Here is a 17,921-nt window from a genome sequence, read left to right as displayed (position 1 = left end):
GTATTTTTAATAAAAAAGCCGCTCCGCCCAGCTAAACGGGAGGAACGGCCATAATATAGGGCTGATGTTTGAAAACTTACAAATTGGCGGTTTTTAGCTTTTTAGGCGTTTTAATTTCAATTGATTGCGATTTGCCATTCCGGTTAACCGTTACTTTAACGGCTGGTTTTTCCCTTGCATCGCGGGAAGCGTTTACCAGCTCTTCGGTATTGCTTACTTTTTTACCATCAAACTCAGTAATAACATCGTCTTTTTTAATACCTGCTTTTTCGGCGGCAGACTCACCATCAACATCCAGCACTTTCACGCCTTTACCATCTTCCATGTCCTGTGCTTTTATACCGAGGCGGGGTTTGCCATTATAATTAAAATTGTAGTTGCGGTTGAAATTGCCATGGTCCTGCCAGTCGAAATTCAGGTTAGGCATAGCCATAGGGTTGGGCGATGTAAAGGTGAGGGTCCTGCGACTTTTTTTACCCAGCGTAACAGTGGTCTTTTCGGTTTTGCCTTTTCTGTCGTAGGTGATTTCTATTTTATCCTCTGGCTTGTGTTTGCGCACGATGCGGGTTACATCTTCAGGGGTGTTGATAGTTTCATCGTCGATCTTTGTAATGATGTCGTTTTCCTTTAAACCGGCTTTTTCTGCAGCACTGTTCTCAGTTACTTCTTCAATTTCGGCGCCGCCTTTCTCTGCTTTATCAGTAGCTACGCCTAAAAAAGGCGTGTTGTCGCTACCCTTGCTGTCAAAACTGAATGCATTGCCTCCGGTAAAAGGAGAGCCGCCATAAATAATGGTTCTGCCTTTTTTTATAACAATGTTATCATCATCAAAATCTTCCAGCGGTTTGCCGTTCACGGTTACTTCATCACCTTTTATTTCGATGGTGACCTTGGTGTCTTTGTCGCCCTTACGTTTGATAATGATCTCTTCATTATCCTTCATGATGGATTTGTCCTTATCCTTGTCCTTTGAATCCTGGGCTGCCAGGGGCTGGCACAATAGCAGGGAAACGGCTGCAAGGGCGGTGCAGGAAATCAGAAATCGTTTCATTGTATCAAGTGTTTTTTAAGTATTTAAAATCGACTACGTCAAGTTTCGTACATCAAATATAGGAATTTAATTGAAATACGAAAATTTTCGGAAATGTTAAGGTTGGGGTAGTTAATGGGGGGTGTCTGACCCATTTACGAGGCCTTCAGCAGCCAGTGCAATGGCTTTTACCACTTCTGCCATAAACGGATAGTCAAGCGTTTCTACTTCATCATTAAGGGAATGATAAAACATATCGTGGGGAGAAGTACACATGATGGTATGAGCTGGAATGTTTTCCCGGGCAAAGGAATAGTTGTCTGACCGCATGTATAAATGGTCTTTGGGAAATGGGTCGCCTTTGAAGAAGTTGCTGCCGTAGGTGGGTGCTAACTCAATTAACTTTTCATTGAGCAGTTTTATCAGGTTCGAATGTTTGTCGCCGGTTATGTATGGATATTTTTTATCCGCTGCTATTGGCCGGCCGATCATATCCATATTGATCACCGCTTTGATGGCTTTGGTATCCAGCCTTTTTACCAGCTCTTTAGAACCAAGCAACCCTTCTTCTTCGCCAGAAAATGCAATGAACAAAATGGTTCGTTCCCGGTTCGGTCGTTGGGCAAAATAGCGGGCTAAATGAATAAGACCGCTGATGCCTGATGCATTGTCGTTGGCGCCATTATAAATATCATCTGTTTCTTCAGGGTTTCCTTTTTCACTTAACTGGTAGTGGATGCTGTATTTTTTTGTGCCTATGTGATCGAGGTGTGCGCTGAAAACAATGACCTCCTTTGCTTTTGAAGTTCCTGGTAATACGCCTATTACATTGTAAGCAACTAATTGGGTGGGAGGCTGAAAATTAAAGACAGGTTGGGCCAGTCCCCAATATTTTATTTCAGCCGGAAGTTGATAAGGAAGCAGGTAATCCTTGTTTTCCAACAAGGGCATAATGCCGGCGTTCTTAAATTCTTCACTAACAAACGTGGCCGCTTCGGTTGCCTTTTTGGTACCTGAAAGGCGTCCCTGAAAGCTGTCTGCCGCCAGTGTTTGCACCAGGGCCTTCAGGGACGAAACGGTTATAATTGAATCAATAGATACTGACTGAGCCTTACCAATAGCTGCCTGGCAACACAAGGATATAATAAGGAACAATCGGATACGGTATAGCATTCGCCGGTATTACAGTAAACTTTTCACTTTATCTATTACTTGTTGCAGGTTGCTGGCATCCTGTCCACCGGCTGTGGCCAGGGTTTTTTGTCCGCCACCGCCACCTTTTATCAGGGGGGCAATGTGCTCTTTTATGATCTTGCCGGCATCGAGCGAACGGGCGGCTGCTACTGTATCGGCAATACCTACAGCCACAAATGGTTTGCCGCCGATGTTTGAGCACAACACTATCACATGATCGTTCAGGTGACCTTTCATATCGAAACACAATTTCTTTAATGCATCGGCATTGCCTACTTCAACAATAGCACCTACGAATGTAACGCCGTTGATGATCTCATCTTTATGCAATAATTCATTGCGAACGCCTACCAGTATGCGGTTCTCCAGGTGTTCCAGCTTTTTCTTCAGGTCGCTGTTGTCAGCAGCCAGGTTCTGAACGGCTTTCAGCAGATCGGCGGGGCTTTTCAGCTCTTCCTTCACCTGATGCAGCTGGCCTAATTGTTCAGTTATGTATTGTTCTGCTGCGAGTCCGCTAATAGCTTCTATACGGCGAACACCAGCGGCTACTGCTGTTTCGTGTTTTATTTTAAACAAACCCAGTTCGCCTGTAGCGCCTACGTGGGTACCACCACATAACTCAACCGAATAGGCGGGGTCCATAATTACTACACGTACCACATCGCCATACTTTTCGCCAAACAAGGCCATAGCGCCCAGTTTCAGGGCTTCTTCCTTTGGCAATTCTTTTATAACTACCGGTATGTTGGCGCGGATCTTCTCGTTTACAAGAGCCTCTACTTTTGTAATTTCATCGGTGGTCATTTTGGCGAAATGCGAGAAGTCGAACCGCAGGTATTCATCGTTAACCAGCGAGCCTTTTTGCGCCACGTGTGTGCCCAGTACTTTACGAAGAGCTGCGTGCAGCAGGTGGGTGGCTGAGTGGTGAACAGCAGTTCTTGCCCGGCGGATTGTATCGATGCGGGCATCGACAATACCGGTTATATTGATCGGCAGTTTCTCTACAAAATGTATGATGAGGTCATTTTCTTTTTTAGTGTCAATTACAGCCACTTCTTCACCTTCAAAGAATAAGGCACCGGTATCGCCCACCTGTCCGCCGCTTTCAGCATAAAAAGGGGTGGTGTTCAGCACCAGTTGAAAGGAGGTCTTTCCTTTGGCAGTTACCTTACGGTATTTTATTACTTTGGCTTCGGCCTGGGTATGATCGTACCCGATAAAGCCGGTGTTACTATTTTCATTCAGTACCACCCAGTCTTCCGCACTAATGGCTGTAGCAGCACGGGCGCGGTCTTTTTGCTGATTCATTTCGGCTTTAAAGCCATCCTCGTCTACTTCGAGGTTATTTTCCCGGGCTATCAACCTGGTAAGGTCAATAGGGAAACCATAGGTATCGTACAACTCAAAAGCGGCTGAGCCATTAACGACCTTGTTTTTGGCAGAACCGATGATCTCATCGATCTTCTTCAATCCCTTTTCCAGCGTGCGCAGGAAAGCGTCTTCTTCTTCCTTTATTACCTTGGCAACAAAGTCCTGTTGCTGCTGCAGTTCGGGGAAAACCGTTTGGAACTGGGTAGCCAGCACGGGCACCAGTTGGTGCAGCAGGGGTTGTTTATAATCGAGAAACGTATAATAGTAACGAACGGCCCGGCGTAAAATGCGGCGGATCACATAACCAGCCCCGGTGTTGGATGGCAGTTGACCATCGGCTATGGTAAAGCTGATGGCGCGGATATGATCGGCCAGAACCCGGAAGGCAACTGCTTTATGCCAGTCGGCGCTGGTTGATTGCGGCGTGTTGGGGTCGTATTTCTTTTTGGCGATGGTTTCAATAGCCGCGATGGTGCCGGTAAAAATATCGGAATCGTAATTCGATTGTTTGCTTTGCAGCACCCTTACCAGGCGCTCAAAGCCCATTCCCGTATCCACATGTTTGGCAGGAAGGGGTTCCAGCGAACCATCCTTTTTCCGGTTGAACTGCATAAACACGTTGTTCCAGATCTCGATAACCTGGGGATGGTCATTATTCACCAGTTCGGCGCCGCTTTGCTGCTTTCTTTCTTCGTCGCTGCGGCAATCCACGTGTATTTCAGAACAGGGACCGCAGGGGCCGGTGTCGCCCATTTCCCAGAAATTGTCTTTTTTATTGCCGGGTAATATGCGGTCGGGGGCCACGAATTTGCTCCATTCGTTAAAGGCTTCCTCGTCCTTGGCCAGGTTTTCGGCTGTATCACCTTGAAAATAAGTTACATATAACCGGTCTTTGGGTATTTTGTATACTTCGGTGAGCAATTCCCAGCTCCAGGCAATGGCTTCCTTCTTGAAATAGTCGCCAAAACTCCAGTTGCCGAGCATTTCAAACATCGTATGGTGGTAAGTATCAACGCCTACCTCTTCCAGGTCGTTGTGTTTACCACTTACGCGAAGGCATTTTTGGGTATCCGCCACCCGGGGAAAAGGGGCCTTTTTATTTCCAAGGAAGTAATCTTTAAACTGGTTCATACCTGCATTGGTAAAGAGCAGGGTAGGGTCGTTTTTTACCACAATAGGGGCCGATGGTACAATTTCATGTCCCTTATTACGGAAAAATTCCATAAATAGCTGTCGTATTTCTGCGCTGGTCATCATAAACGGAACGATCTTTGATAAAAATTGACTCTTAAGCCTTTATATTTGTAAATGTTACCGATGAGGCAACGGCTGCAAAGGTAATTTAATTCGGGCTGTTTTGCTGAAAAGCAACCTTGGTAATCGGCTTGTATCCATGAAGAAAATAAAGTACTACTACAATACCAATACACTCCGTTATGAAAAACTGGAGACTCCGCTGCACGTAAAGCTGCTGCGGGTACTAGGTTTCATGTCGGCCGCTATAGTTACCTCTATCATTATCGTTTCCGTGGCTTACCGGTATTTTCCTTCCACCAAGGAAAAGGCGTTGATGCAGTACAACGAACAGCTGCAGGAGCGCTACTGGGTGCTGGATGAACAGGTTGCGAAAATGCAGCAACGCATGACCCAGCTGGAAGAACGGGATAACGATATCTACCGCACCATTTTCGAGGCCAATCCCATTCCCGACAGCATGCGCGCCAAGGAAATGGCCCAGCAGAAAGAAAATGAAATGGTGGCCAGCATGACCAATTACGAGCTGGAAAACTCAATTGTACGCTCCCTCCACAACCTGGAGAACCGCATGGGCTCCCAGGAGAAATCATATGTTGAAATAACCGGCTTTATCAAGAACAAAGAACAGCTATTGGCCTGTACGCCTGCCATTCAGCCGGTTAGCAACAGCGACCTGAAGCGCCTGGCTTCCGGTTTTGGCTACCGCATTGACCCGGTGTATAAAACGGTTAAAATGCACGCTGGTCTCGACTTTGCCGCTCCCCAGGGTACGCCAATTTACGCCACCGCCAATGGCGTGGTAAAAGTGGCTGGTAATTTGGGTAATGGCTACGGTAATCACGTGGTTTTAAGCCATGGTTATGGTTATGAAACGCTGTATGGCCACATGTACAAGATCAAAGTGAAACCCGGCGACAAGATCAAACGTGGCGAGATCATTGGCTGGGTAGGCAGTACCGGAAAATCAACCGGTCCCCACTGTCACTACGAGGTACATAAGAATGGCACCCACCTCGATCCGGTTTACTTCTTCTACAACGACCTTTCACCTGAACAGTATGACCGTTTGCTGAAGATGTCATCTTCAAGCAACCAGAGCTTCGATTAATCACGAAAACAGCCTCAAGCTGCAAGCTGTAAGCTATAAGCAATACACCGCTGCGCGGCAGTTATTAGTGGTCAGTCTCACTGGTCACCTTTTTAAATGTTCAGCAAACAATTTTAATTTCCGGTACGTTACTGTTCCCGGTTTATGATGCAACTGCATGGCTTGCAGATTATAACTGTATTTGCTTACAGCTTATGGCTTAAAGCTTACAGCCGTATTCTGACATTTCCATGACCAGCGAACCGACAAACCATTGGGAATTTTAACGTTGTACCTGTAAATTTGCACCCGAATATGTATAATCCTCCTGATATACTTTCACTGGCTTACAAGCAGCCGATCATGCACGATCAGTTACAGCTGTTGCAGGAAAAAGAGCAACAGATGCCTGGTTCGGTTCAGTATGCCATTAAAAGATACCGGAAACATCCGCAATGGAATATTGAGGATACCGGGGTGCTGGTATATCATTACAAAAAGTCGGCGCCGCAGGAGAACTATGTGGAGCTTCGTTTTTGTATTTCGGGTAATATGTATTGTAATCAGAAAGAGGTGGAATGCGATCAGTGTAAACTGAATACATCAAAGGCCTGTGCCGAAAGAGTAGAAAGCATTGATGTGATGACCTTCCGTTTCTTATCTGTGCACCTGTCGCAATTTGTAAAACCCGGTAAACTGAAGACCATTACCGATGAGGTATTACAGTTTGTGCATCCTTCTTCTTTCTCGAAAATCCTTCCTTTATGCGGCCGCACCCGCCAGGTGCTGGAAGCCCTGTTAGGACATACTTATACAGATAGCCTGGAAAATATCTTTATCAATGGCCAAAGCCAGATGCTGTTGTTATACAGCCTCGAATGTATGCTGGGCGATGAAAAAGAAATCGAACCTTTCCAGTGCAAATTCCTGGCTAACGAAGCCGATCGCGAAAAGATCATTAAAGCCCGGGAGATCTTACTGCAACATATTGGCGAGCCTATTACTATTAAAGAACTGAGCCGTAAAGTAGCCATCAATGAATGCTATCTGAAAAAGGGATTCAAAGAATTATACGGCACTACCATCTTCGACTTCTACCAAAGCCAGCGCATGGAGCATGCACGGTATTTATTATATGAGAAAGGGTTAACTGTAACCGAAGTATCTATGATGCTGGGCTATTCTTCTATCTCACACTTCTCCACTGCTTTTAAAAAGCAAACCGGGTTGAAACCGTGTGAATTGCTGCTTCATTAATGCTTAACACAGAACGCTTAACGCGAAATACAGATAATAGAAGTGAATGCTGAGAATGCGCGAGCCATGTGTTCAGCCTTCAGCGGTTTTCCTCTTCGCGTAAATCAATTTCCTTTTTGAGTAATAGTCTAAATTCGGTTATATAATAGGTTTGTATGTCCTGTTATGACCGTTAAAAAGATTATTGGAAAAGTTCATTTGTGGCTGGGATTTACCTCGGGCATTGTTGTTTTTATTATTGCCGTAACCGGCTGTTTGTATGCATTTCAGGCTGAGATTTCAAAACTAACAGGAAAGGCTTACCGCTATGTAGCACCGCAAAACACCCCTTATTTACAACCGACCCAACTAAAGGATATTGCTGAAAAACAATTGCCGGGAAAACACCTGCACAGTGTATTGTATGGCGCCCGCAACGAGGCAGTGGCGGCAACCTTTTACAATTTTGAACCAGGTAACGAATATTACTATACCATTTATGCGAATCCCTATAGTGGTGAAGTACTGGAGGTAAAGAATATGGATCGCGACTTTTTCAGGGTCGTGTTGATGGGGCATTATTATTTATGGTTACCCGAAGCTGTTGGACAGCGCATTACCATTTATGCTACCATCATTTTTGTGGTGATGATGATAACCGGCATTATTTTATGGTGGCCGAGGAATAAAGCTGCGGCCAAACAACGCTTCTCCATAAAATGGAATGCAGCCTGGCGCCGGAAGAATTACGACCTGCACAACGTGGCTGGCTTTTATATGACCTGGGTTGTTATTTTCATGGCCATTACCGGTTTGATCTTTGGCTGGCAATTACTGGCCAATGCCATTTATAAAACGGCTGGTGGCAAAAAATCATTGACCTACCAGGAGCCATTATCAGATACAACTAAGATAACCAGGGCAACAGCTTTGCCGGTTGATAAATTGTGGAGGCAGATGCAACAGGAACATAGAGATGCCGCAACCATTGAAATGCATTTTCCTGCTGGCGATAAGTCGGCCATTGAAGTGGCAGTAAATACAGATGCTGATACATATTGGAAAACCGATTACCGTTTCTTTGATCAGTATACATTGAAAGAATTACCGGTGAATCATATTTATGGCCGGTTTAAAGATGCGAAGGGAGCCGATAAGTTACTTAGAATGAACTATGATATTCATGTGGGGGCTATTGGGGGTTTGCCCGGAAAGATCCTGGCATTCTTTGCATCATTGATAGCCGCCAGTTTACCCGTTACCGGGTTTATGATCTGGTGGGGTAGAAGAAAGAAAAAACCTTCCCGATAAATCGAGAAGGCTGTACTAATCAAATACCATTAACCATTAAACCTTATCCTATGAAAACACAAAGATACATATAAATTCTTTTATATGCCTTTGTGTTTTCATTATTTAGAACACATTAACATTAACGGTTGTACAGGTCACACCTTTAATCGAATGCGCCACTTAGCCAATAATCCCGCAAGCATAATAATCAGCAATGCGAATACAAATGTTTTAACCAGGCCCACTGCGCCGGTTAATAAGAAGACAGGTAAATAAAAGCCTGCTGCTTGAACCAATGGATATATTATGTATGGAAGCAGATATGCAGTAAGCGTATAGGTGCCGGCCGGTTTTATAATTGCAAACCATTGTTGTTTCTTTTTGCGGTCAACCAGCCAGATCAATCCCGTAAAAAATAAGATACTGATACCAGTACAAATGGCAACCCATGATGGCGTAGCATGTATTTTTGAGATGCCGCCGCCTAAAGGTCTGATGGCAAAGCCACCCGCTAACATTAGTATTCCTAACAGTGAGAAGAGCCAATAACATTTGTTGTACTGTTCCTTTTCAGCGAATGAGGAATACAGTACACCTATAACAATACCTGCCATAGTAAGCGCAGGCAAAGAACCATCACCTACGATCCAGATATAGTGTTTGATGGGATCCAGCATATGCAGCCAGCCTGCTTTAGTGGCAATGTTAAATAAGGTGAAGAAAAGAAATCCGCCAATTAAGATGGATAGTCTTCCCTTTGAGAACTGAAATACCAACGCAGCCAACAGGTACGACCAGCCAATTAAACCCAGTATGCCCCACCATTGCGGGTGCAACCAAACAGTTTGTCCGTCTTTTTCGCCTTTATATACAGCAGCTAAAAACACCAGCAGACCGGCGCCAATACCTTGCAGAATTATCTTTTTTCTTTTAGAAAGTGTAGATGGATAATCGAGCCAGATAAAAAAGAAACTGATCGTCAACAAGATCTCCCAAACCGTTCTTGGTAATAAGGCGACTGTGTGATTATAATTCTCCAGGTTCACATGAAAGAAACCCATTACCAGCAGCGCGAAAGAACGGATTAAAATATGGCCAAGAATATTACTTTGAGATGCTCCTTTTGCCCAGCGGTTGCCAATGGCAAATGGAATAGAAAGACCCACAATAAAAAGAAAAGCAGGGAACACGGTATCTGCCAAACCCATTCCGTCTTCATTGGCCTTGGTATGTTCCAGCCATAGCGGAATGTTTTTGAGGGTGCCCAGGTCGTTAACAAAGATCATCAGCAGCATGGTGAGTGCCCTGAATACATCGATGGAGGCCAGTCGTTGTGTAAATGGACGCATAAGAAGCTTTGAGGTTTACTGGTGTATATTAATAAAAAAAGCCGTATCCGGGTGTTAATCCATCAACGGCTTAATTTAATTATTTAGTAGCTTAAATGATTAGCTGGTATATCCCGCTTAAGAGTTTGCCAATATCATTTACAAACAGTACTATTTAATTTATAATATCTCCTGCAGGCTTTCTTTTGCTTTTTGAATGGTTACGTCCAGGTCCTCTTTTGTTAACGCGCTGCAAAGGAACCAGGTTTCAAAAGCAGAAGGCGGTAAATACACCCCGCGTTTCAGCATGGCATGGAAGAATTTCTTGAACAGCTCGTTATTGGCGGCCGCTGCCGAAGAGAAATTAACAATAGGATGTTCGCTGAAATGGATGCTGATCATAGAACCTAACTGGTTGATCACATACGCTGTGCCACTGGCTTTTAACACGTCGTTCAATCCCTTGCGCAGGTAATTGGTTGATTCATCCAGTTGTTTATAGATGGCAGGGTTTTCTTTCAGCGTTTTCAACATCATGTAGCCGGCGATCATCGCCAGCGGATTGCCGCTTAAGGTGCCTGCCTGGTACACATTACCCAATGGCGAAATATGCTGCATGATCTCCCGCTTACCACCAAAAGCGCCTACAGGCATGCCGCCACCGATCACCTTGCCATAGGTAACCAGGTCGGCTTTTACTTTCAGGCGTTCCTGCGCGCCACCGGGCGCCAGGCGGAAGCCGGTCATTACTTCATCCATGATGAAGACAATGCCCTGCTGATCGCAAATAGAACGCAGACCTTCCAGAAAACCTTCGTGGGGTAAAATACAACCCATGTTACCGGCTACCGGTTCAATAATGATAGCGGCAATCTCATTGTGATGTTCTGTCACCAGTTGTTTAACGGCGTCCAGATCGTTATAGGCGCAGGTAAGCGTATCGTTCGCTACACCAGCGGTAACACCCGGCACGGTTTGAATATTGAAAGTAGCCACGCCACTGCCTGCTTTTACCAGGAATGAATCGGCATGACCATGATAGCAACCTTCAAACTTGATGATCTTGTTGCGGCCGGTATAACCTCTTGCCAGCCGGATGGCGCTCATACAGGCTTCGGTACCACTGCTAACCATGCGAATAAGATCAACATTGGGCACCATGCTGATGATGAGCTCGGCCATTTCAATTTCCAGTTCGGTAGGTGCGCCGAATGAAGTAGAATATTGTGCGTAATCCTGGATGGCCTTTACCACAGGTTCATAAGCATGACCAAGGATCATGGGGCCCCAGGAATTGATATAGTCGATATAACGGTTGCCATCGGCATCGAACAGGTAAGCGCCTTTGGCCGATTTCATAAAGATGGGTGTTCCGCCCACGCTTTTAAAAGCCCGAACGGGGGAGTTTACACCACCGGGAATGCTGTGCTGCGCCCGGTTGAATAATGCAATGCTTTTTTCTATCATAATCGTGAGTTCTTTTGGAGCTGTGTGTATTCCATTAGCACATTATCAGATCAGCACATTAGCTAATTAGTCTTACCGCGTCTTTGGCAAAGTACGTAGCAATAAGATCAGCGCCGGCCCTTTTAATAGCAGTAAGCGTTTCCAGTATGGCTTTGTTCTCATCGATCCAGCCCATTTTGGCGGCCGCTTTTATCATGGCATATTCACCACTGATATTGTAAGCGCTAACAGGTACAGATACTGCATTCTTCACTTCACGAATAATATCCAGGTAAGCCAGGGCTGGTTTTACCATTACGATATCTGCGCCTTCTTCTACATCCATCAGGGTTTCTTTAACCGCTTCAATGCGATTGCTGTAATCCATCTGGTAGGTTTTTTTATCGCCAAAACCGGGAGCGCTGTCCAGCGCATCGCGGAAAGGACCATAAAAGCAGGACGCGTACTTGGCGCTATAGCTCATGATGCCGGTCTTATTCAATCCATGTTCTTCCAGTGCTTCGCGAATGGCGGCAATGCGGCCATCCATCATATCGCTGGGTGCTACAAAATCAGCACCCGCCTGGGCATGACTTACGCTCATTTGCGCCAGCACTTCAACAGTAGCATCGTTTACAATTTCAGCACCTTCTACAATACCGTCGTGGCCAAATGAAGAGAATGGATCGAGGGCCACATCGGTCATCACCAGCATTTCGGGACAGGCATCTTTTACCGCTCTTATACTTCGTTGCATCAAACCTTTTGGGTTTAAAGCTTCGGTACCTTTATTGTCTTTCAGTTCGTCTTTACTTTTAACAAACAGCAACACGCTTTTTATACCCATGCTCCACAGTTCCTTTACTTCCTTTATGGTGTTGTCGAGGCTCATGCGGTAATAGCCAGGCATGGAAGCGATCTCTTCTTTATAATGCTCGCCCTCATTGATGAACAGGGGTACAATAAAATCATTCGGTGTTAAAATAGTCTCAGCCACCATGCTTCTGATCGCAGGCGACTGACGTAGTATGCGGTTTCGACGTTGTAAATACATATCTGATAATTTCTAAATTTAGAGATTGGTTATACCCACTCAACCGGATTTAAACAAGCTTGTAATAGCTTATCTTCCTCACTGCCCGGTTGGGGTTGACAGTTGTATTCAAAGCGTACGGTAGGTGGCAGACTCATTAAGATGCTTTCTGTTCTGCCATTTGTTTTCAACCCAAACAACGTGCCCCGGTCGTGTACCAGGTTAAACTCAACATACCGGCCGCGGCGGATCTCCTGCCAGTGTTTGTGTTGTTCGGTATAGGGTAGTTGTTTTCTTTTCTGAACAATCGGTAAATAGGCGGTAATGAACGCGTCGCCACAGGTTTTACCAAAGTTGAACCAGAAGCTGGTATCCTTTTCGGCTGATGGGCGTTGGTGATCATAAAAGATGCCGCCAATGCCCCGGCGTTCTTTATTACGATGCCAGTTCACAAAATAGTTATCGCATTCCTTTTTAAAGGCAGGGTAGAAGCCAGGATCAAACGCATCGCAGGCGTTCTTATAAGTTTGGTGAAAATGCCTGGCGTCTTCCTCAAACAAATAATAAGGCGTAAGATCAGTGCCACCACCAAACCAACGGTCAGCAGCCCTTGCTTCGGCCGCTTCCCGGCCTATTATAGTATGGTCTGCGAAAACTTTCAGATCGTCATCATTGTATACTTCGAACATCCGGTAATTACAATGAACCGTGGGTACAAATGGGTTCACGGGGTGCAATACCAGCGACAGGCCGCAGGCAAACCAGCGATGTCCATTTATATTTAATTGTTTGCGCATAGGATCGGTTACCTCGCCAAATACAACAGAAGTGTTTACCCCTCCTTTTTCAAACACATTCCCGTTGGCAATTACCCGCGTTTTACCACCACCGCCTTCTGCACGTTGCCATTGGTCTTCCTGAAAGGTGGCCTTACCATCCTCCTGCTCCAGGGCAGCGCAGATCCTGTCTTGCAACCCATGAATATAATTAATCCAGTTTTCTTTTATGTTCATATCGTTAAAGATGAATATAGCCTCAAGCTGTAATCTATAACAAATACAATTTGCGTTAAGCGTTAAGCGTTGAGCGTTCAGCCTGCTTTACCGCATCAACAAATGCCCTGGCATGGTCAACCGGTACATTGGGTAAAATACCATGACCCAGGTTGGCAATATGCCGTTGTCCGCCAAAATCGTTCAACATCTTCTTTACCTCTTTCTGGATCACCGGAATGGGTGATAACAATTTGGCGGGATCAAAGTTACCCTGCAGCGTTACATGGGGGCCTGCCAGTTGGCGGGCCATCGCCGGTGTAAGACACCAGTCGATACCCAGGCCATGTGCTCCGGTAGCAGCCATGGCATTCAGTGAGCCGAAGGCGCCTTTTGCAAAGATGATGGTAGCCACTTCGTCTTTCAATGCAGCCACGATCTGGCGAATGTATTTTAAAGAGAAATTCTCAAAGTCATCGGGGCTCAGCAAACCACCCCAGCTATCGAAGATCTGTACTACATCTACACCTGCTTTCACCTGGCCTTTTAGGTAAGCAATGGTAGTATCGGTGATCATCTGTAATAACTTGTGCGCTGCTTCAGGCTGTGTATAGCAGAAGATCTTGGCTTCATCGAATGTTTTGGAGCCCTTGCCCTGTACCATATAACACAGCAGCGTCCAGGGAGCGCCGGCAAAACCAATTAAAGGAACGCGGCCATTCAATTCTTTTTTAATGAGTTTGATGGCGTCAAACACATAATTCAGCGTTTCATCTACATCAGCCACGCGCACGCGGTTGAGGTCGTTGATATTTTTAATAGGCTCAGGTAACAAAGGGCCTTTGCTTTCTATCAACTGTACTTCCAAACCCATGGCCTGTGGTACTACCAGGATGTCGGAAAACAGGATGGCTGCATCTACCCCAATAATATCTACCGGTTGAATGGTGATCTCGCAAGCCAGTTCGGGTGTTTGGCAACGTTCAAAGAAGCCATACTTTTCACGCAGTACCATATACTCGGGTAAATACCGGCCAGCCTGGCGCATCATCCATACCGGTGGGCGTTCAACTTGTTCTCCTTTCAGTGTTCTTAATAACAGGTCGTTTTGCAGCATAATATGTAGTGGTGTTACTTTTTAAAAAATAGAAACATTTTCTTTACCAGTTCATCTTTACCGGGCCGTTCAGATTCAATAATCAGGTTATCGGTAAATGATTTTATGGCATCGGCCGTTGTTTGGCCTATTGCAAATAATACGGTTGATGCGGGGATGGCATTGGCGTAAAAGAAACTTTGCACGGCGCTGGGGCTATAAAACAAAATACCATCATACGCTTTATCTATTTTATGAGGCGTGCTGATGGTATGGTAAACGATCACTTCCTGTACCGCTATTCCGTTTTGCCGCAGTTTGCCGGGCAGTTCTTCCCGGCGCTGATCGCCACAGAAAAATACCACCTGTTTGATCTGTTTACTGGCAATCATTTTTTCAGCCAGGTCAGTAGCATTGTTGCCAACCATGTTTATCGACTGCTCGCCAAAATACCGGGCTGCAAGCTGGCGGGTGGTATTCCCGATGCAGAAGATATTCCAGTCGGGTTTATCGCCATTTATATAAGCCGCTACATTGCTTACCGCATTCATGCTGGTAAACACTACGGCGGTTGGTTGTTTTATTATTTTACTAACCTCATCTTTAAGTCCGGTTGAATGTGCCGGTGAGGTGTCAATAAACGATACGATTTCAATCTGAACATCTTTTGCCTTGGCTGCTTCCAGCAAAGCCGTTTCCAAAGGCCTTGTGCTTAATATGGAGATCTTATTTGCCATTTCGGATCTGGTCTGCGATTGCCTGGCCGCCATTCGCCAATAATTCTTTGGCGGCGATGGTACCCAGGTTGTTACTGTTATTGATAGCTGTTGTTTTTTCGATGGTCGCTTTCTCTTTACCGTCTAACGACAGAATGTTTCCTTCAAAATGGACCTGACCGTTCACGATGTTTGCCAGTGCGCTGATAGGGGTAGAACAACCACCGAGTAAGGCACGCAGAAAATCTCTTTCAATAGCGGTGCAAAGGGCGGTAGGTTCATCGTTGAACAACTGACAGGCTTCAAAGACGTATGGGGAGTTTTCGCGGCAGGCAACCACAATGGCGCCTTGTGCGGGTGCAGGCAGCATCCAATCCAGCTCAACAGACTGTTCAGGACGTAAGCCAATTCTTTCCAGTCCGGCCGCGGCAAAGATGGCGCCATTCCAGGGGCTCTCGGCCAGTTTCTTTAAGCGGGTATTTACATTGCCGCGCAGGTTGTCGATGGTGTGGTGCGGGTACCGGTTCAGCCATTGTGCCTTGCGGCGAATACTGCTGGTAGCGATCGTCAATCGTGAATCGTCAGTCGTGAATGGGAAGTCTGAGTTTTTTAAATTGCCGGTTGCCGATTGTCGATTGCCGGCTTCAGCATCTATTTTATATACAAGCAAGTCTTTATACGAAGCACGTTTTAAAACGGAAGCTGTAATGATGCCTTTGGGTAATTGCGTGGGCACATCCTTCATGGAGTGCACGGCAATATCAATGCGGTCGTTAAGCAGGGCAATATCGAGGCTGCGGGTAAAAATGCCCTGAACGCCCATCTCGTATAATGGGGTCTTTAAATCAATATCCCCCTCACTTTTAATATATACCAGTTCGGCGGCAAAGCCATGTTGGGCAAGCAGGTTTTGAACTTGTGTAGCCTGCCATACCGCAAGCTGACTTTCCCTGGTGCCAATGCGGATCACTTTATTCATCAATGCTTGTTCAATTTTTGCAAAGCTAATACATCGTGAAACGTCAAACGTGAAACGTGAAAAGTCTCCGATAATTTTTAACTCAAAACTATCGGGCTACCATTGTTTGCCGTCTGCCTTTTACCTTAATTGGACGGTGCAATAAACTCATTGATAGCTTCTATGTAATAACAGCCACGTTGGTTGTTCTGGCGCATTTTAGAAGCCATGCCATTTATTACCCGCTGTATTTTCTCGTCGGCGTTTTTAGTTTGGACTGCAGTTACTTCGGGTGAAAGTTGCATGTAAGATGGAAAGGTCTGGATCTCTTTCAGTTTGGTCTTAACGGCTTTGAATACCGGCACATGTTTGCGCATTTCAAACCACTCCAGGAACTCATCGATGTGTTCCTGAATGATGGCCATAGCCTTTGGTACTTCAGCTTCCCGCATTTGCAGGGTTTCGTCTTTCAGTTTCGACAACTCATCAACATTCACCAGGTGAACGTTGGGTAATTCCTGGGCGCCTTCTTCAACATTAAAAGGAACCGACAGGTCGATGATGAATTTTTCGCCCTTGCCTTCCAGGTGCGATTTCTTTATGGTAGGTTCTACCGAATTGGTAGCAACCAGAATGATGTCGGAGGTTTCTATTTTTTCGGCCAGGTCTGAGATCGGAGCATGATGCAGGCTCAGCTCTTCTGCCAGTTGAACGGCTTTATCGGGGGAGCGATTTATAAGGGTAATGTGGTCGGCATCCAGGTAATCGACCAGGTTTTTGCAGGTATTGCGGCCAATTTTGCCAACACCCAGTAACAGGATCTTTTTGTTGGAGATGTCGGCAATTTTTTCCCGGATGTACTGAACCGCAGCAAAGGAAACCGAAACGGTACCACCACTGAGGTTGGTTTGGTTCTTGATGGCTTTTGAAGATTGCAGCACACAGTTTACCAGGCGTTCCATAAAGGTTTCGGTATAACCATGTTCCTTGCTGAATTTCACTGCCTGTTTTATCTGACCTACAATTTCGTAGTCACCCAAAATCTGGGAGTCGATACCGGCGGCAACAGAGAAAAGGTGCTCGATGGCCGCCAGTCCTTTTTTTACGTATGCTAATTGGGTGAAAGTGGAAGCGTTTCCTTCGGTTTGGGTGCACAGGAGGTTAATCAGTTGATCGGCACTTTCTGCAAAACCATAAATTTCGGTACGGTTACAGGTGCTTAAAACAAATAACTCATGCAAACCAAATTCGGGGGCTTTGGAAAGTAGGGTAGCGTATTGATCATTACTCACTGCAAATTGGCCTCTGATCGCAGCATCGGACTTTTTGTAATTGATCCCGGCTATGAAAAACTTTGTAATATCCTTGGTACTGTTTCCGTGCATGAATACTGAATTCTGAAAAGTGACAGTGCAAAAATACTTTCGGACTCGTCAATGTCCTAATATGTCTGTCATTACACTGTCATTTTACTGTCTGATTATCATCATCTGCGCATATGAGGAAATTCATTGATAGCTTGTCCGGACCCTGTTGGGATTTTCGGTGAATGGGTGAGGGCTTTTGCGAATGTTTGTTTGGTTGGAACCGTGCCTGATGTCAAAGAACTGAATTTTCCAGTAGGGACGGGGCTTTGGGAGCACTGAAAGACAAAGGTACCACAAAGCAATCACCGGTTTTCTAACTATGTGACAGTATCTCCGGTATGATGTGACGGGCTTTTGGGTTGGATGTGACGGTTGGTTTTTTTTCCCCGGGATTGTCATTTTATTTGTGACCGTCCGTGGAAAACGATGTGATGAACTGTTCGATTTCTGTCATGGTTGACAGTTTTACCCAACTTTTACCCCGGAATCACCTCGGATTCACTACGGAATCACCTCG

14 protein-coding genes are annotated in these 17,921 nt (G+C 45.5%); 3 read left to right on the top strand and 11 right to left on the bottom strand.

Annotated features, from left to right (window positions below; translation table 11 throughout):
* Window positions 1-76: 76 nt before the first annotated feature.
* The 3 genes from NIAKO_RS28230 to alaS all read right to left on the bottom strand — a co-directional run bounded on the left by NIAKO_RS28230 (window position 77) and on the right by alaS (window position 4,849).
* Window positions 77-1,051 (bottom strand): PDZ domain-containing protein, encoded by a 975-nt coding sequence (locus NIAKO_RS28230; RefSeq protein WP_014221874.1) that lies wholly within the window; start codon window positions 1,049-1,051, stop codon window positions 77-79.
* Window positions 1,052-1,162: 111 nt separating this feature from the next.
* Window positions 1,163-2,203 carry a M28 family peptidase gene (locus NIAKO_RS28225; RefSeq protein WP_014221873.1) on the bottom strand — a complete coding sequence of 347 codons (1,041 nt, stop codon included), beginning with the start codon at window positions 2,201-2,203 and terminating at the stop codon, window positions 1,163-1,165.
* Window positions 2,204-2,212: 9 nt separating this feature from the next.
* Window positions 2,213-4,849: an alanine--tRNA ligase gene (alaS, locus tag NIAKO_RS28220; RefSeq protein ID WP_041347401.1), complete on the bottom strand. Its 2,637-nt coding sequence runs from the start codon at window positions 4,847-4,849 to the stop codon at window positions 2,213-2,215.
* A gap of 139 nt (window positions 4,850-4,988) precedes the next feature.
* Between alaS and NIAKO_RS28215 the strand changes: the two genes are divergently transcribed.
* The 3 genes from NIAKO_RS28215 (at window position 4,989) to NIAKO_RS28205 (ending at window position 8,486) form a co-directional block, all read left to right on the top strand.
* On the top strand, window positions 4,989-5,960 hold the full coding sequence (locus tag NIAKO_RS28215) for a M23 family metallopeptidase (protein WP_041347400.1): 972 nt from the start codon (window positions 4,989-4,991) through the stop codon (window positions 5,958-5,960).
* A gap of 294 nt (window positions 5,961-6,254) precedes the next feature.
* The gene (locus NIAKO_RS28210; protein ID WP_014221870.1) at window positions 6,255-7,196 is read left to right on the top strand and encodes a helix-turn-helix domain-containing protein; all 942 of its coding nucleotides are present in this window, start codon (window positions 6,255-6,257) and stop codon (window positions 7,194-7,196) included.
* 165 nt (window positions 7,197-7,361) lie between these two features.
* Entirely contained in the window at window positions 7,362-8,486 is a 1,125-nt protein-coding gene (locus NIAKO_RS28205; RefSeq protein WP_014221869.1) for a PepSY-associated TM helix domain-containing protein, read from the top strand.
* Between the two features lie 137 nt (window positions 8,487-8,623).
* On the opposite strand, the gene NIAKO_RS28200 is transcribed toward NIAKO_RS28205, so the two are convergent.
* From NIAKO_RS28200 to hemA, 8 genes are all read right to left on the bottom strand, one after another.
* Window positions 8,624-9,817, bottom strand: a complete 1,194-nt coding sequence (locus tag NIAKO_RS28200; RefSeq protein ID WP_014221868.1) for a DUF5009 domain-containing protein — start codon at window positions 9,815-9,817, stop codon at window positions 8,624-8,626.
* A 159-nt stretch (window positions 9,818-9,976) separates the two neighbouring features.
* On the bottom strand, window positions 9,977-11,263 hold the full coding sequence (gene hemL, locus NIAKO_RS28195; RefSeq protein ID WP_014221867.1) for a glutamate-1-semialdehyde 2,1-aminomutase: 1,287 nt from the start codon (window positions 11,261-11,263) through the stop codon (window positions 9,977-9,979).
* Window positions 11,264-11,321: 58 nt separating this feature from the next.
* The gene (gene hemB, locus NIAKO_RS28190; RefSeq protein WP_014221866.1) at window positions 11,322-12,296 is read right to left on the bottom strand and encodes a porphobilinogen synthase; all 975 of its coding nucleotides are present in this window, start codon (window positions 12,294-12,296) and stop codon (window positions 11,322-11,324) included.
* 29 nt (window positions 12,297-12,325) lie between these two features.
* On the bottom strand, window positions 12,326-13,288 hold the full coding sequence (gene hemF / locus NIAKO_RS28185; protein WP_014221865.1) for an oxygen-dependent coproporphyrinogen oxidase: 963 nt from the start codon (window positions 13,286-13,288) through the stop codon (window positions 12,326-12,328).
* 55 nt (window positions 13,289-13,343) lie between these two features.
* Window positions 13,344-14,384 carry a uroporphyrinogen decarboxylase gene (gene hemE / locus NIAKO_RS28180; protein WP_014221864.1) on the bottom strand — a complete coding sequence of 347 codons (1,041 nt, stop codon included), beginning with the start codon at window positions 14,382-14,384 and terminating at the stop codon, window positions 13,344-13,346.
* Window positions 14,385-14,398: 14 nt separating this feature from the next.
* The gene (locus NIAKO_RS28175; protein WP_041347399.1) at window positions 14,399-15,100 is read right to left on the bottom strand and encodes a uroporphyrinogen-III synthase; all 702 of its coding nucleotides are present in this window, start codon (window positions 15,098-15,100) and stop codon (window positions 14,399-14,401) included.
* Window positions 15,090-16,058 (bottom strand): hydroxymethylbilane synthase, encoded by a 969-nt coding sequence (gene hemC / locus NIAKO_RS28170; protein ID WP_014221862.1) that lies wholly within the window; start codon window positions 16,056-16,058, stop codon window positions 15,090-15,092. Before hemC ends, NIAKO_RS28175 begins: the two co-directional genes overlap by 11 nt.
* Window positions 16,059-16,183: 125 nt before the next feature.
* Window positions 16,184-17,422: a glutamyl-tRNA reductase gene (gene hemA, locus NIAKO_RS28165; protein ID WP_014221861.1), complete on the bottom strand. Its 1,239-nt coding sequence runs from the start codon at window positions 17,420-17,422 to the stop codon at window positions 16,184-16,186.
* Window positions 17,423-17,921 lie beyond the last annotated feature (499 nt).

The organism is Niastella koreensis GR20-10, assembly GCF_000246855.1.
Lineage (GTDB): Bacteria > Bacteroidota > Bacteroidia > Chitinophagales > Chitinophagaceae > Niastella > Niastella koreensis.
Note: the sequence above shows the minus strand (reverse complement) of the source record. Positions and strands in the feature narration are given on the sequence as shown.

What these genes read in the sequence shown, in the direction of transcription:
- NIAKO_RS28215 (WP_041347400.1), top strand. Translation starts at nt 4,989, where the DNA reads ATGAAGAAAATAAAGTACTACTACAATACCAATACACTCCGTTATGAA.
- NIAKO_RS28200 (WP_014221868.1), bottom strand. Translation starts at nt 9,817, where the DNA reads ATGCGTCCATTTACACAACGACTGGCCTCCATCGATGTATTCAGGGCA.
- hemC (WP_014221862.1), bottom strand. Translation starts at nt 16,058, where the DNA reads ATGAATAAAGTGATCCGCATTGGCACCAGGGAAAGTCAGCTTGCGGTA.
- NIAKO_RS28175 (WP_041347399.1), bottom strand. Translation starts at nt 15,100, where the DNA reads ATGGCAAATAAGATCTCCATATTAAGCACAAGGCCTTTGGAAACGGCT.
- hemF (WP_014221865.1), bottom strand. Translation starts at nt 13,288, where the DNA reads ATGAACATAAAAGAAAACTGGATTAATTATATTCATGGGTTGCAAGAC.
- NIAKO_RS28205 (WP_014221869.1), top strand. Translation starts at nt 7,362, where the DNA reads ATGACCGTTAAAAAGATTATTGGAAAAGTTCATTTGTGGCTGGGATTT.
- alaS (WP_041347401.1), bottom strand. Translation starts at nt 4,849, where the DNA reads ATGACCAGCGCAGAAATACGACAGCTATTTATGGAATTTTTCCGTAAT.
- hemL (WP_014221867.1), bottom strand. Translation starts at nt 11,263, where the DNA reads ATGATAGAAAAAAGCATTGCATTATTCAACCGGGCGCAGCACAGCATT.
- hemB (WP_014221866.1), bottom strand. Translation starts at nt 12,296, where the DNA reads ATGTATTTACAACGTCGAAACCGCATACTACGTCAGTCGCCTGCGATC.
- NIAKO_RS28230 (WP_014221874.1), bottom strand. Translation starts at nt 1,051, where the DNA reads ATGAAACGATTTCTGATTTCCTGCACCGCCCTTGCAGCCGTTTCCCTG.
- NIAKO_RS28210 (WP_014221870.1), top strand. Translation starts at nt 6,255, where the DNA reads ATGTATAATCCTCCTGATATACTTTCACTGGCTTACAAGCAGCCGATC.
- NIAKO_RS28225 (WP_014221873.1), bottom strand. Translation starts at nt 2,203, where the DNA reads ATGCTATACCGTATCCGATTGTTCCTTATTATATCCTTGTGTTGCCAG.
- hemA (WP_014221861.1), bottom strand. Translation starts at nt 17,422, where the DNA reads ATGCACGGAAACAGTACCAAGGATATTACAAAGTTTTTCATAGCCGGG.
- hemE (WP_014221864.1), bottom strand. Translation starts at nt 14,384, where the DNA reads ATGCTGCAAAACGACCTGTTATTAAGAACACTGAAAGGAGAACAAGTT.